At 34.2% G+C, this 14,283-nt stretch carries 13 protein-coding genes and 1 riboswitch; of the genes, 3 read left to right on the top strand and 10 right to left on the bottom strand.

Annotation, left to right across the window (positions count from 1 at the left end; translation table 11 throughout):
* Positions 1 to 120: 120 nt before the first annotated feature.
* Positions 121 to 990 (top strand): SDR family oxidoreductase, encoded by an 870-nt coding sequence (locus tag BHU61_RS00970; RefSeq protein WP_111714209.1) that lies wholly within the window; start codon positions 121 to 123, stop codon positions 988 to 990.
* A gap of 33 nt (positions 991 to 1,023) precedes the next feature.
* Here BHU61_RS00970 and BHU61_RS00965 read toward each other — a convergent pair whose 3' ends face one another.
* The 3 genes from BHU61_RS00965 to BHU61_RS00955 form a co-directional block, all read right to left on the bottom strand.
* Positions 1,024 to 1,554 carry a ribonuclease FAU-1 family protein gene (locus tag BHU61_RS00965; RefSeq protein ID WP_111714208.1) on the bottom strand — a complete coding sequence of 177 codons (531 nt, stop codon included), beginning with the start codon at positions 1,552 to 1,554 and terminating at the stop codon, positions 1,024 to 1,026.
* Between the two features lie 83 nt (positions 1,555 to 1,637).
* Positions 1,638 to 3,413 carry a DHA2 family efflux MFS transporter permease subunit gene (locus BHU61_RS00960; RefSeq protein WP_111714207.1) on the bottom strand — a complete coding sequence of 592 codons (1,776 nt, stop codon included), beginning with the start codon at positions 3,411 to 3,413 and terminating at the stop codon, positions 1,638 to 1,640.
* A 12-nt stretch (positions 3,414 to 3,425) separates the two neighbouring features.
* The gene (locus tag BHU61_RS00955; protein ID WP_111714206.1) at positions 3,426 to 4,076 is read right to left on the bottom strand and encodes an HlyD family secretion protein; all 651 of its coding nucleotides are present in this window, start codon (positions 4,074 to 4,076) and stop codon (positions 3,426 to 3,428) included.
* Positions 4,077 to 4,220: 144 nt separating this feature from the next.
* Here BHU61_RS00955 and BHU61_RS00950 point away from each other — a divergent pair, with 144 nt between their 5' ends.
* Together BHU61_RS00950 and BHU61_RS00945 are read left to right on the top strand one after the other, a co-directional pair.
* The gene (locus BHU61_RS00950; RefSeq protein WP_111714205.1) at positions 4,221 to 4,766 is read left to right on the top strand and encodes a TetR/AcrR family transcriptional regulator; all 546 of its coding nucleotides are present in this window, start codon (positions 4,221 to 4,223) and stop codon (positions 4,764 to 4,766) included.
* 75 nt (positions 4,767 to 4,841) lie between these two features.
* The gene (locus tag BHU61_RS00945) at positions 4,842 to 6,209 is read left to right on the top strand and encodes an N-acetylglucosaminidase (protein ID WP_111714204.1); all 1,368 of its coding nucleotides are present in this window, start codon (positions 4,842 to 4,844) and stop codon (positions 6,207 to 6,209) included.
* Between the two features lie 137 nt (positions 6,210 to 6,346).
* Here BHU61_RS00945 and BHU61_RS00940 read toward each other — a convergent pair whose 3' ends face one another.
* The 7 genes from BHU61_RS00940 to BHU61_RS00910 form a co-directional block, all read right to left on the bottom strand.
* Entirely contained in the window at positions 6,347 to 7,186 is an 840-nt protein-coding gene (locus BHU61_RS00940; RefSeq protein WP_111714203.1) for a MetQ/NlpA family ABC transporter substrate-binding protein, read from the bottom strand.
* Between the two features lie 18 nt (positions 7,187 to 7,204).
* Positions 7,205 to 7,870: a methionine ABC transporter permease gene (locus BHU61_RS00935; RefSeq protein WP_099581150.1), complete on the bottom strand. Its 666-nt coding sequence runs from the start codon at positions 7,868 to 7,870 to the stop codon at positions 7,205 to 7,207.
* Positions 7,860 to 8,876: a methionine ABC transporter ATP-binding protein gene (locus tag BHU61_RS00930; RefSeq protein ID WP_111715491.1), complete on the bottom strand. Its 1,017-nt coding sequence runs from the start codon at positions 8,874 to 8,876 to the stop codon at positions 7,860 to 7,862. The genes BHU61_RS00935 and BHU61_RS00930 overlap by 11 nt, the downstream gene beginning before the upstream one ends.
* A 70-nt stretch (positions 8,877 to 8,946) precedes the next feature.
* Positions 8,947 to 9,053: riboswitch (SAM riboswitch) on the bottom strand.
* A gap of 424 nt (positions 9,054 to 9,477) precedes the next feature.
* Entirely contained in the window at positions 9,478 to 10,965 is a 1,488-nt protein-coding gene (locus tag BHU61_RS00925) for a phospholipase D family protein (protein ID WP_111714202.1), read from the bottom strand.
* Positions 10,966 to 11,025: 60 nt separating this feature from the next.
* On the bottom strand, positions 11,026 to 12,915 hold the full coding sequence (locus BHU61_RS00920; protein ID WP_111714201.1) for a hypothetical protein: 1,890 nt from the start codon (positions 12,913 to 12,915) through the stop codon (positions 11,026 to 11,028).
* Positions 12,887 to 13,789 (bottom strand): ABC transporter ATP-binding protein, encoded by a 903-nt coding sequence (locus BHU61_RS00915; RefSeq protein WP_111714200.1) that lies wholly within the window; start codon positions 13,787 to 13,789, stop codon positions 12,887 to 12,889. Before BHU61_RS00915 ends, BHU61_RS00920 begins: the two co-directional genes overlap by 29 nt.
* Entirely contained in the window at positions 13,776 to 14,156 is a 381-nt protein-coding gene (locus tag BHU61_RS00910) for a GntR family transcriptional regulator (RefSeq protein ID WP_111715489.1), read from the bottom strand. The genes BHU61_RS00915 and BHU61_RS00910 overlap by 14 nt, the downstream gene beginning before the upstream one ends.
* Positions 14,157 to 14,283: the final 127 nt, after the last annotated feature.

Genomic DNA, 14,283 nt, shown 5'->3' with positions numbered 1-14,283 from the left:
TTATTGAATTGTATATATATTAACTCAACTTAATCTAATTTTCAATTCTAATTTTGCACGTCGTTTCATAGAATGCTTTCAGGGAATAATATAAACATACTTACTTAGGAGGCGTTATTGATGGATAAATTCGAGAAGATTGACAAAGAGATTAAAGGTTACACTCAAGAGCATCAACCTGGTAGTGAAAAAGATATGGATCCTAAGCCAATCGCTGAAGATGAGAATTATAAAGCAAGTGGTAAATTAAAAGGTAAAGTTGCACTGATTACCGGTGGTGACTCTGGTATTGGTCGTGCTGTCGCTATTCTGTATGCTAAGGAAGGTGCTGATGTTGCAATCGGGTATTTCGATGAAGCTACGGATGCTAACGATACGATTAAGAGATTAGAAGCGCTCGGTGCAAAAGTAAAAGCTTATCAACATGATTTAAAATCAGAAGTTGATTGTAAACAATTGATTGATAATGTGATTAATGACTTTGGCAACCTAAATATATTAGTTAATAACGGTGGTGTACAATTCCCACAAGATAGTCTTTTAGATATTACAGCAGATCAAATTCAGGAAACATTTGCGACAAATGTATTTGGTATGATGTATTTATCAAAAGCAGCACTTCCTCACCTTTCTAAAGGAGATACGATCATCAATACAAGTAGTGTTACTGCTTATCGTGGTTCTAAGACTTTAATTGATTATTCAGCGACGAAAGGTGCAATCACTGCATTTACACGCTCATTATCACAAAGTCTTGCTGATGATGGTATTCGCGTAAACTCTGTTGCTCCAGGTCCTATCTACACACCACTAATCCCCGCAACTTTCCCGGCTGAGAAAGTTGAAAAGCATGGTGAAGAAACTGCATTAGGGCGTCGTGGTCAACCAAGTGAAAATGCACCGGCTTACGTATATCTTGCAAGCAATGATTCTACGTATGTTACAGGTCAAACAATCCACATCAATGGTGGAGATTATATTTCAAGCTAAAAAAATGTGCCTATCATCCTCGATAGGCACATTTTATTTTTCTATTTTTTCTTTGCAATAGACCGCTAACTTTTCCAGATCACCAAAGTTTGTCTTTACATGCTGCATTATCTCATTTGCTGTCTGATACGCAAAATCATATTGTGCTTTCGTAATCTCTTTCTTACGTAATGCACGTTTAGCATCTTGTTCATCGACCAGTTCATATCGACCATCAGGTAATACTAATACATCTAAATAAAGATCATGCGTTCTTGCCTGACCAAGTTCAGGAAAATTTTCTTCATTTATATCGATGTAATATTGAATAGGTTGACTTTCACGATTATACATCACTGTTATACTGTAATGTTTATCTTTCGGTAATATTTGTAGCCAGCGATAGCCATCATCTGCAACGACAATGTCTTCTCCAATAATATTTACCACTAACGGTGACTTTACTTTCTCCATAATAATTTCCCCGATAATGCCTTCAAACTGTTCATCTTTGACAGCAATTTCATGATATTCTTTTCTGATTAAACGGCGCCAGCTGCGTTTATCAATATACTTGGTTTTCATACAACCCACTCCTTACCAATCATTATATAAAAATAAACAAGGATGATAAATCATTTTATCTCCTTGTTTATAAAAATATTCAATTATACTTCGTCTGTTGTATAATGATCTTTTCCTTTTAAGAAAAATGCCAGCACAAATGCAAGTAAGCTTAATGCAGTTGCGACCCAGAATGCATCATTAATACCGTTAATTGTTGCCATCTTCTGTATTTGTCCCATAACAACTTGTGTACCAAGATTACTACTACCCATCTGCTGTCCAATCTGTGACATAGAATTCGCTATTGCAGGATTCGTTTTATCTAATTGGTTAGCAATGTCTCCCATATGCGCAGTTGTTTGCTGTGTCATTACTGTAACTAAAATTGCTGTTCCGATAGAACCAGCTAACTGTCGAATTGTATTACTAATTGCATTACCATGAGGTATCATACGAAGTGGTAATGCGTTCATCCCTGCTGTCATAATCGGCATCATAATGAAACTCATACCAAATGAACGCAGAATATAGATGCTTAATATATGTCCATAACTTGTGTCCATACTTAACTTCGTGAGTTCCCATGTTGCATAGGTCATAATTGCTAGACCGAAGATTGCAATCGGCTTAATACCAATCTTATCAAGTAATTTACCTGATATCGGTCCCATCAGACCCATTAAAAGAGATCCAGGTAATAAGAGCAATCCAGAATCAAGTGGTGAGAAGCCACGAATAGATTGTAAGTAGACAGGTAATAAAAGCATACCTCCAAATAAACTCATCGTAACAATAATATTGATCAGTAACGTAAATGAGAAGCCACTATATTTCAAAGCACGTAAATCCATCATCGGAATCTTCATTGTCATTTCTCGATAAATAAATAACACGATGAAGATCATACCTATGATCATTGTTGAAATTACGATGCCTGAATCCCAGCCTTTATTTCCTGCTTCAGAGAATCCATAAAGTAAACTACCAAATCCAAGTGTACTGAATATTACGCCGGGAATATCAAGTTTAACGTTTTTAGTCGGTTGATAAATCTTAAACCAGAAGAAACCAATAATTAAGGAAATAATACCGATAACACTCATTCCATAGAACATGACATTCCAATGATAGTTCTGAATAACCCAACCTGTTAATGTTGGACCAATGGCTGGTGCTAAAATCATTGCAATCCCCATCATCCCCATTGCAGCACCACGTTTATCAGGTGGGAATAACGTCATAAATACGTTTGTTCCTAACGGCATTAATATCCCTGCACCTACTGCCTGAATGACACGTCCAAGCATCATTAGCGGGAAGTTGAATGAAATGGCACAGATCATTGATCCTATTGTAAAGAACAACATCGCAGTTAAGAAAAGCTGACGATATGTGAATCGTTGAATCATGTATGCACTAATCGGTACTAAAATACCATTGACGAGCATAAATCCTGTTGTTAACCATTGTGCTGTAGATGTTGAAATACTAAAATCATTGATTAATACCGGTAATGCTACATTAATAAGCGTCTGGTTAAGTATCGCTACAAACATACCGATCATTAAAGCAGTAATAACTTTACCAAGCGTTATACCTTTACCATATTCAACAAGTGCACCTTGTGGTTTTACCTGCTCATGTACAGGTTTATTAACATCCAGTTCAGTATGTTCTGCTTGTGTTGTTTCATCTGTTGACTTCGCTGTGTAAGTAGTACTTTTCACTGTTTCATTTGGTGTATCCAACTTACTTTCTGTTAACGGTGTCGTTGTTTTTAAGTTATCTTTTTTCTTCGTACTTCGCATCATGAATCTGTTTAAAGCCCAGAACACGAGTAAGCTAAATAATATATATAGAATATACATAGAGGTCATACAAAAACCTCCTTAGTTTTTATGAATGCGTACAGTTACATTCATTCCTGGAATAATGTCTAATGATTTATCTTTATCTAGTTCAATTTTTACAGGTACTACTTGTGTTACTTTTGTATAGTTCGCATTACCATTTGAAGAAGGTAGCATAGAAAAACTTGATGCTGTTGCTAAACCAATTTCTTTTACTTCACCTGTTAAATCAGTATCTTTGTAACCATCTACATATACATCCACGTCTTGACCAACTTTAATACCATCGATTTGTGTCTCTTTAATATTTGCTGTGACAAATAAATCGTTTAAGTCATATGCATAAGCAATCGGTGTACCTGCTCCAACAAATCCATTTTCAGTGGCTTGCGTTTTAACGATTGTTCCGTCCTGAGGCATAGTGATATCAGTTTTTGATGGTTTCCCGTCTTGACCCATACCTACAACAGTACCGATTTTATCATCTTTTGAAATTTTGTCTCCTACAGTTTTGTCTAATGCTGTCAGTTTACCTGCTGTCGGACTCGCAATGACTAATTGCGTACCATCTACTTTAGCATTGTCTGTTTTGACATAGTTCGTTGCTTCATTATAGAAATGAAACGCTGCAAATCCTCCTGCAACAAGAATGATTAAAGTTAAAATATTAATTAATACGAGTTTTTTCATAATATATTCCTCCTTATTTTTTTCGCATAACCATTATTATAATCCGATTTAACTTTCATTCAACCAACAAAATTTGTTTAATTGTTGGATTTTGATTACAATGAAGTATTGATAACGCTATCATCCAAAAGAAAGAGTGAAACAATGACAGATAAAAAAACTTTAATAGAATATTCATTTATTCAATTGATGGAACACTATCGATTTAGAGATATTACAATAAAAATGATTTGTGAAGAAAGTAATATAAACCGTTCAACATTCTATGCTTATTTTGAAGACAAATATGCTCTGTTAGACGGTATGATTGATTTTCATATTCACAATATCGAACAATTCATGACCGATAATCTAAATAATTTAAAAGACGAAGAAGACAAGCGACCATATGTCGAAAAGTATTTAAAAGAAACATTTCAATATATTTTCGATAATAAGCAATTCTTTAAAATCTTACTTACACTTCATCCTGCTCAAAACTTCACACAAAAATTATTAAGCAGCTGGAGAGAAAATTATTTAAATGTACTAAATAATACAATTTCATTAAACTATCCTGATTATTTCGTCAGTTATACAATCGGGGGCCAATTTGGTATTTTATATTTTTGGCTGCAAAATGACTGTCCGGAATCTCCTGAAGTCATCGGTAAAATTATTTATAATAATATCCTCAAAATTAACCGCTAAATTAAAAGTGTTTTATTTCACTCATGTCAAATATCGAGTATAATAATATAGATATTAAATAAATGGAGGCACACAATGAAGTTATATCAATCACTTACAATTGGAGCATTAGCGACTGCTTCACTTTTTGCATTACCTCACATTGCTAAAGCTGATAGTCTTAAAGTCGGTAAGATTAAAGACGAAAATGCAATCATTATTACAAATAAAACAGCGATGTCAAAGAAAGTTGCCGGCGACTTTGCACAGTACACGTTATATATTAACGATCAACATACGATTAACGGTGAGAAATATTATCGCGTTCAGACAACGGATGATATCAACAATGCGATTGGTTATGTGAAAGCAAGTGACCTTAAAATCAATACAACGAAAATTGTCCCTACAAAAATGAAGACATATACGATGAAAGCCGCTTCTACAAAACTCTTCGAAGTGCCAAACGGTAGTTCTAGACAAGTGATTGATAGAATCAGTAAAAATGAAGTGATCAAAGTTGAAAAGACCATTCGTGTTAACGCTTCAACTTATATTTACGGAACACTACCAAGCGGTATGAAAGGCTGGATTAACATTACGAATGATGTTGGGCGAAAGCCGGTGAAGCGTAATCCTATCCAGCAGAAAGCTAAACCTCAAGTTAAACCTGAAAATAAAAAATCAATGGATGCTGAAGCAGAAGAAACTTTAGTAGATATCGCTGCACAGCCAAGACCTGTAGGTGAAGGCATCAACCATATCGAATTACCAATCTCAATTAAAGATGCCTTAAAAATTCAAATGTCACTACATCCAAAACCACAAAGCTCAAACGGCATCAAATGGAAGAATGCACATCGTAAAGATGTACTAAATGCGATGAATCCAGAAGAGGCTATGATTGATCCTGTACAAAAATATCAATTTCTAGTTCTAAACGAACCGCAACATCTCACTGCAGACCAGCTTAATATATTATTACAAGGTAAAGGCATTTTAGAAGGACATGGGGAAGCTTTTAGACAGGCAAGTATAAAGTATAATATTAATGAAATCTATTTAATCAGCCATGCCTTCTTAGAAACTGCAGAAGGTACAAGTACATTAGCTAAAGGCGTTAAAGTTAAAGGTGAAGATAAGAACAAACGTTTCTATAATATGTATGGTGTTGGTGCATACGACAAAGATGCAGTGAAATATGGCGCAAAATATGCAGCAAATATCGGTTGGGATACACCGAATGAAGCAATTATTGGCGGTGCAGAATTTATTTCAAAAGGGTTCGTTTCTGAAAATCAAAACACATTATATGCAATGCGCTGGAACCCATTTGCTCCAGGAGATAGCCAATATGCTACAGATATATTATGGGCACGCGCAAATGCAAACTACATGCATGCATACTATCAAAAGTTAGGCATTTCAGGTGGAAAGTTCAATTTCGTACATTATGCAAAATAATATATTCATATAATCCAATCATCACAAAACCCCTTATCAGCTGGATAAGGGGTTTTGTTTGGGATGGGTATGGAGTTAAAGGGGGTGTTCACTTAGAGTCTCACTAAGTGAACATTAATTGCCGAGGAGCAACCTGTCTATTTCAAACCCTCTTCAATCTTATTGATTTCATCTTGTGATAAGTTTTTCGCAATTTCTCCGTCTTTCGTATCTTCTTTTAATGCCTCTTTAGCTAAATCAGAGTGATATAATTCAACGATTTTCTTATATGTCTTGTTATCTTTATCTTCTGTTTTCGCTGCAATCACATTAATGTATGGTGCGACATCTTTATTATCCGCATCTTCCAGATAAATCGGATCATCTTTTGGATTAAGTCCAGCACGTGCAGCTACACCATTATTAATGATAGATACTGCTACATCTTCTAATACTCGTGGTGTTTGTTGAGCATCAATCGGTTTGATTTTTAGATCAAGTTTATTTTCTTCAATTTTGTCTGGTCCACCAAATAAACCGAAGTCGCCAGATAATTTAATTAATCCAGCTTGTTCTAATAATTTTAATGCACGTGCCTGGTTTGTTACGTCATCAGGAATTGCAATTGTATCGCCTTTTTTAACATCTTTAATGTCTTTAATCTTTTTAGAATATACCCCAAGTGGTGCAAATACTGTTGTACCTACTACAGATAATTTTAATTTATGGTCTTTTTTAAACTGATCAAGGAAAGCGAAATGCTGGAATGCATTTAAATCAATTTCACCTTCTGCTAGCGCATTGTTTGGTGCAGTGTAATCCTGGAATTCAACAAATTCAATTTTTATGCCATCTTTCTCCGCTTCTTTCTTAACAACTTCCCAGACTTTAGAGTCTACGCCAGTTACACCGATCTTAACTGTCTTTTCATCTTTCTTACTACCACATGCTGCTAGCACTACGATTAAACTTAAAAATAATACGAATAATTTTTTCATCTTTTCATTCTCCTTTTTTTATAAACGACTTGTATATATGCTTGCTACTTTGTTACCAATAAATTGTGTGATTTGTACTAAGACAATCAAAATTAAAACTGTAATAAACATGACTGCAACGTCAAAACGCTGGTAGCCATATGTAAAAGCGAGATATCCTATACCACCAGCACCAACTAGACCTGCTACTGCAGAGAACTCGATAAGTGATACGGTAGTAAACGTTAAGCCTAGAATGAGTGCTCCTGCTGCTTCCGGAATTAATACTTTGAATAAAATATCAAATTTACTTGACCCCATAGATTGTGCCGCTTCAATTACACCTCGATCTACTGAAACGATATTGTTTTCCACAACACGTGCAATAGATAATGATGCAGCTAACGTCATCGGAAATATCGCTGCCCAGATTCCGATAGATGTACCTACTAAAAATCTTGTAATCGGAATCAGTGCTACGAGGAAAATAATAAATGGAATCGGTCGAATCGTATTGATTATTGCATTCAAAATTGTATTTAACACTTTATTTTCTAAAATATTACCCTTACCAGTTGCATAGAGCAGTATGCCTAAAGGTAAACCAATCAGTGTAGCCAGCACTAAAGTAATTGCTACCATGATGAGTGTACTGATCGTGTGCTCTAATATTACTGGCCAGAATGTACTTAAATCAGTTTTCAAATCCTTCTACCTCCCTTACTTCTATGCCGTGCTGTGTAATTTCTGATAAGGCACTTTGAATATTTTGAACATCACCAACTGCTTCAATTAATAAATTACCAAATAATCTATCAGTTAACTCGGTTATACCGCCATACAAAATGTTAAAATCAACATGATTTGCTCTACCAATCTTACTCAATACCGGCTCAAGAATTTGCTCATGATTAAAGATAAAGCGATATAGTTTACGATTCGTAACATTAATATCTTTAGGAATGTCATCATTTAGTACACTATGCACAAAACGCTTTGTTGTTGGATGAACAGGTGTAGTAAATAGTTCAAATACTTTGTTACTCTCAACCACTCTGCCCTTTTCCATTACAGCCACTTCATCACAAATTGATTTCACAACTTCCATCTCATGGGTAATGATCACTATCGTGATATTAAGCTTTTCATTGATATCTTTTAGCAGGTTTAATATTTCATCTGTCGTTTCAGGATCCAGCGCACTTGTTGCTTCATCACAAAGTAATATATCAGGATTTGTTGCTAACGCTCTTGCAATACCTACACGCTGCTTCTGTCCACCGGATAATTGATTTGGGTAATCGTCTTTCTTATCAGCAAGACCGACAAATGCCAGTAATTCGTCTACTCGCTGCTCGATTTCAGCTTTAGTATATTGTTTCGTTAGCTTTAAAGGATAACGAATATTATCACTGATAGTCTTTGCTTTAAATAAATTAAACTGCTGAAATATCATGCCGATATTTTGACGCTGTTTACGTAAATCCTTCTCTTTTAATCCAACGATATCTCTACCTTCGACATAAACATAACCAGAAGATGGTGCTTCAAGTCGATTAATTAACCTGAGTAAAGTAGATTTCCCAGCACCTGAATATCCAACAATACCGTATATTTGACCCTTCTCGATTGAAAGCGATACATCATCTAGCGCATTAATCAGACCTTTCTTTGTTTGATACGTTTTAGTCACGTGATCAATTTCAATGATTCCCATTTTTTCTCCTCCCAAAATAAAAAACGTGCACTCAGCTGGTAGCTAAATGCACGTTACACGTCCGAATTTATCTGCCAAGCGTGAGCTTGATGGAATTAGCACAGTGCTCTAAATTAGAGTCCGCTGCTGAGACTTCATCGGGCCATATCCCTCTGTCTCTCTTGATAAAATATTTATTAAGTTGTTTTACATGTTACAGTGAATCAAAATATCTGTCAACACAATTTTTTAAAAAATTTTGAGATGGTTTTTTTGACCGATAAATCCTGTTTGTCGGCCATCATTTTCGATTTCCCTCTATTTTTGTGGATTCTTGGCCGATAAATCCAGTTTGTCGGCCATCATTTTTGATTTCCCTCTAATTTTGTGGATTCTTGGCCGATAAATCCAGTTTGTCGGCCATCATTTTTGATTTCCCTCTAATTTTGTGCATTCTTAGCCGATAAATGCTGTTTGTCGGCCATCATTTTCAATTTCCCTCTAATTTTGTGGATTCTTGGCCGATAAATCCAGTTTGTCGGCCATCATTTTCGATTTTCTTCTAATTTTGTGCATTCTTGGCCGATAAATCCAGTTTGTCGGCCATCAAATACTATTAAAAACTTGATAATCCACTAAACTCCTGAATGCGATAAATCACGGATTTTAAGAATGAAGGATCCTTCTTTACATCATAATGATCTGTCACATGCGCATATGTATTATCCCATTTCGCATCAAAATCCTGATCAATCTTAGTAAATACTGGTAAGCTCGATTGTCCAGAAATCATAACATCCGTCTCTAGATTTAAGTCACCGACATTACGTCTTGTTAAATTCGCACTACCTAAAATTAAAGTCGATTTATGCTTATCCTTATCCTCAAGTAATGTAAATTTCGCATGATACTGTTCGCCATGACTCACTGCCCATTTAATCTTGATGTTATCATCTGACTTTGCAATTAATTCATGCGCTACAGGTTTATTCGGAATGCCCGGTTTTTCTTTACCGAATGCTTCTTTGTTCACATCTAGTATCAACTGCACATCAACACCACGTTTACTTGCATTGATTAAAGATTTTACAATATCACGGTCAGATATATAGAACATGCCCATCTTAACAGAATCTCCATCGCTCATTCGACCAATCTCTTCTAACAGCGCAGCTTTAATCTTTCCTTCAGTAACTAGTGTTGTCGTATAATCCATGCCGTTATTAAATGCACGTTTATTGATCTCAAAGTCACCTATCCTTAAATCTGCACCACTCATGTTCATCGCATGTACTTCACTATTGATTAAATCTTCCTGTATTTGCCCACTTACTTTTAAAGCAACATTCTGATGATGACCACTCGGATCATGTGGGTTACTTGAAGCGATAATTGCAGTTTTCTCCGTTACTAACGTTTTACGGTGATTGGCTTTCATATTGAGCAATCTACCAAATCCACGAACTGTTACATTCGGTTCATCTTTTGAAAATATATTGGTGATTAAACCATTCTCATTATTGCCAAACCAACGTAATGTCGGACGCCAAAAACCTGAATAAACTGGATTAGAGTCTCTTAGAGCTACTAAATTCGTCTCGTATAAATTAATACCATTTGCGCGCAACTTTTTATAATGCTCTGGTGTATAACTACCGTAGAATGAATTGATTGGGTCAGTTAACATGTAAATTCTGATATTCGGTTGAGCCTTCTTTTTAGCAATTAATGCATCCGTTAATTGTTCAGTTAATTTAGGAAATTTAATTTCACCATCATAAGCATTATTAAACAAAAACATATCCAGAATAATAAAATCCTGTGCATCGCGAATTGCCTGTAATTGTGCTTTAAAGATTTCATGATCATAATGCATCACTTTATTCTTCTCATATGTGTTATCGATTAACACTTCAGCATTGTTCGTCCTACTGTAATCGTACCACTTTGAAATACCGCCTGGCAGCGGCTTTAATGCACCGTAAATGGCACAGATTATATAAATGCCAAAACAAATTAAAATTATTTTTTTAAATCCAATTTTCTTTTTCTTGCGTCTATTTTTGCTCTTTTTCACTACTGTATTCGAAGATTTTTTAGGCATAGTACACCCCCATATTTTCTTTATTATAACAAAAAACAAAGCCCGGAAGGACTTTGTTCATTACTTTTTCATTACGACGTACTGGTAACTTTCATCAAAGAAATATAAATGATTTCCTTTCGCGTCAGCACCGTTTTCATTAAATTCTTTATTGAACTTACTACGATCTATTTTCTTTGCAAAAGGTAAATCTCTCACATCGCTACTACCGATTTTACTGTAATTCGATATATTACCCAGGTCATATACTTTGCCTAGTGGTAATGCTGAACTAGGACTTTCAATAATATTTTCTTTCACTAAAAAATTAATAATATCTTTATCATAAACTGAGATATAAATTGCTTCTTCATATCCATCTTCATTACTTTCATTAAATGTAAAATGTAATGCTGAATTATTTGATGGTACACCTTGTAAAACTTTAAAATGATTATATTTATGCTTCAATAATTTTAATAGCATCTGTTTTTGCTTGTTATTCAATGACGTTCCAGCATAAGAACTATCAGAAGTTTCAATATTTAAATATATATTTTTATTAAATAATTTTTCCCAGGGTATATCATTCGAAATACGTGCAATATTTTCCTGCGTCGCTACTTTTTTCATATAACGATCATATATTTTTTCTTCAATTTGATAAAATCTATTAATTTTTCTGCCATCATTTAATTTGTAATCAATATTGATGGTCATTGTACTGGTATCATTATTAAAAGATGCTTTATTAGCTTGAATCAAATCTTTATGCGCATCTATCACAGTTTGAATAATTTTCTTATCTTTTATAGCTGATTGACTTAATATACTTTCTTCTGCCAATGTATTATTTTCATCGATAGAGGTTTTTACACTTGCGATGTCTTCTACTTTTGGCACATATTGCTCTCTCATCTGCCCAGAGACAAATACACCAGCAAAAGCTATTATGACAAGCCCAAGTGTAAGTAGAAACAATTTTTTATCATATTGTATGCGCACTGATTTTTGTGCAACCATTTCAAGAAAGATGTATACAACTACAAATGATACGAGGTAAATAAAGATTGTCAGTATTTTTTGTTCAAAAAATATTGAATTAAAAATAATACCACCAAGCATTGTTGCAATAAACATTGAAATAAAAAATGTGATGAAGTGAGCATAATTTGTTGAATATGCTTCATTAATTCTTTCATTCTTTCTGTGTTGATATATAACAAATAATAAAATCGAGATGATAATAGTGACAATTAACAAAATTATTAAATATTGAATACTAAACTGATCTGTCACAACATCATTAATAAAACGAATCGGAACAGTCAGATTGGTCATTATTTTATCAGGATATTGTTGTAATCCTTTAAACATGAACATATGTGTTGTATAGATTAATGTCATCACGATAAAAGGTGAAGCAATCAATATTACTGATGAAATGATATGGTTTAGCATATTGTTAATGTATAATCCGAATAACAATGTAACCGTAAAGATAAAGAAATCTATCAAACAATTTAACAATATCCATATCACTACTTTTTCTAGTTCGATAGATAAGTATTTAAATCCAAAAATCCATGATATGAGTCCGTTAACGAATAAATTAAGCATCAAATGTGAAAAAAACACAGCATAAATTGTAACGAGAATACTTTCACGTTTAATCGGCAAGCTATGAATAAAGTCAGATGCAGCTTGAGACTTAAAGAAATATGTCATAAACACCGCACATAACAGTGCATAACTCATCGAACCTACAAAATAAATAGGGCTTGTCATCATTTCACCAATCAAATATTTACTATGCTGGTGGTCGCTATTTACACTATCAAGATGTGCAATAACATATGAGAATGGCACAAGAATAAAAGTACATATGATATTAATAATTGTAAGTGCAATGATTGAACGTGATAAATTACTGAATAGTGCCTTATTCAACGATAATGTTTTCAATTGCATAACCATAGCCTCCTAATTCGTATGTAAATATTTCTTCAAGTGATAATGGTAATATGTCGTACAGTAAGGGATGACCGGATGTAATATACTGCTCTAAATCATCAAATTTTCCTTTAACGATACATGTAACAACACGACCTTTTACAGTCTTTTGTATTAAATTCATTCCTTCAAAGAACTGATCATCTGGAATACGCTCAAACGCCATTTGAATTTTAGCGACATTTCCTTTTAAATCATCTAAATCTCTCGCCATTAAAATCTTTCCCTCATGCATTAAAGACACTGAATCACAGAAATCTTCCATTTCACGTAAATTATGACTGGAGACAAACAGTGACATGTTATGATTACTCACATCCTGTATAAGTATATTTTTTATCGTATGTCGAACGATTGGATCAAGTCCATCAAATGGTTCATCGAGTAACATCACTTCTGGTCTAGCTGCAATTGCTAATATAAAGGCACATTGACGTTTCATTCCTTTAGATAATTTAGACAATTTTTTATTTGGATTCAGCTTAAGCAACTCAATCAACTGTTCGAAACGTTCATAACTAAAATTTGGGTAAAGATTTTTAAAGAATTCTCCCATTTCTTTTAAGTTGGCATGATTAAAGAAATATGGAATATCAGATATAAATATCATCTTTGATTTATATGATTCATTTTCAAATACAGGTTGATCATTAAATAAAATCTCTCCTTGATCTGTGCGGTAAATTCCTGCAATCATCTTAAGAAGTGTCGTCTTTCCTGCGCCGTTACTTCCGAGTAATCCTTGAATTGTTCCTGGAAGAATCGTTAAAGTGGCAGCGTCTACTGCAGTATATGTTCCGAATAATTTTGTTGCATGATTAATTTGAATCATTGGAATCACCCCTCACGTTCTGAATTTGTTGAATAATCTCTTCCTTTGTTAACCCTAGGAATAGTAGTTCCTGTACAATTTTCTCTAATGATTCAGATAACATGTTTATACGCTCCTTGTGCATCGTATCCTCAATTTTATTTACAAAACTGCCTTTGCCAGGTACTGAATATGTAAATCCTAAATGTTCTAACTCTCGATAAGCCTTTTGAATCGTATTTGGATTTATCGTGAGCTCTTGTGCAAGCTGTCTGACTGAAGGTAGCTGATCATCTGTTTGCAGCACACCATTTATGATTTGTAACTTAAATCCATTAACGAGTTGTTCATAAATGGGGACACGACTACGATTATCGATTGATATCATTGTATCTCTCCGTTCTACTGTATTAACTGTACTACTCATTATAATACACCTATAACAGAAAAATGCAAGTGGAAATGACAAAAATTACACAAAAAAAGAACACACAAACGTGTGTTCAACATTATTG

The sequence above is a fragment of the Macrococcus epidermidis genome (assembly GCF_003259695.1).
Lineage (GTDB): Bacteria > Bacillota > Bacilli > Staphylococcales > Staphylococcaceae > Macrococcoides > Macrococcoides epidermidis.
The sequence above is the reverse complement of the archived record's forward strand: the minus strand, read 5'-3'. Positions and strand labels throughout refer to the sequence as shown.

Excerpts from the sequence above, each read along its gene's own strand:
- BHU61_RS00950 (WP_111714205.1), top strand. The coding sequence starts at position 4,221 with ATGACAGATAAAAAAACTTTAATAGAATATTCATTTATTCAATTGATG.
- BHU61_RS00920 (WP_111714201.1), bottom strand. The coding sequence starts at position 12,915 with ATGCAATTGAAAACATTATCGTTGAATAAGGCACTATTCAGTAATTTA.
- BHU61_RS00925 (WP_111714202.1), bottom strand. The coding sequence starts at position 10,965 with ATGCCTAAAAAATCTTCGAATACAGTAGTGAAAAAGAGCAAAAATAGA.
- BHU61_RS00960 (WP_111714207.1), bottom strand. The coding sequence starts at position 3,413 with ATGACCTCTATGTATATTCTATATATATTATTTAGCTTACTCGTGTTC.
- BHU61_RS00940 (WP_111714203.1), bottom strand. The coding sequence starts at position 7,186 with ATGAAAAAATTATTCGTATTATTTTTAAGTTTAATCGTAGTGCTAGCA.
- BHU61_RS00955 (WP_111714206.1), bottom strand. The coding sequence starts at position 4,076 with ATGAAAAAACTCGTATTAATTAATATTTTAACTTTAATCATTCTTGTT.
- BHU61_RS00915 (WP_111714200.1), bottom strand. The coding sequence starts at position 13,789 with ATGATTCAAATTAATCATGCAACAAAATTATTCGGAACATATACTGCA.
- BHU61_RS00965 (WP_111714208.1), bottom strand. The coding sequence starts at position 1,554 with ATGAAAACCAAGTATATTGATAAACGCAGCTGGCGCCGTTTAATCAGA.
- BHU61_RS00945 (WP_111714204.1), top strand. The coding sequence starts at position 4,842 with ATGAAGTTATATCAATCACTTACAATTGGAGCATTAGCGACTGCTTCA.
- BHU61_RS00970 (WP_111714209.1), top strand. The coding sequence starts at position 121 with ATGGATAAATTCGAGAAGATTGACAAAGAGATTAAAGGTTACACTCAA.
- BHU61_RS00910 (WP_111715489.1), bottom strand. The coding sequence starts at position 14,156 with ATGATATCAATCGATAATCGTAGTCGTGTCCCCATTTATGAACAACTC.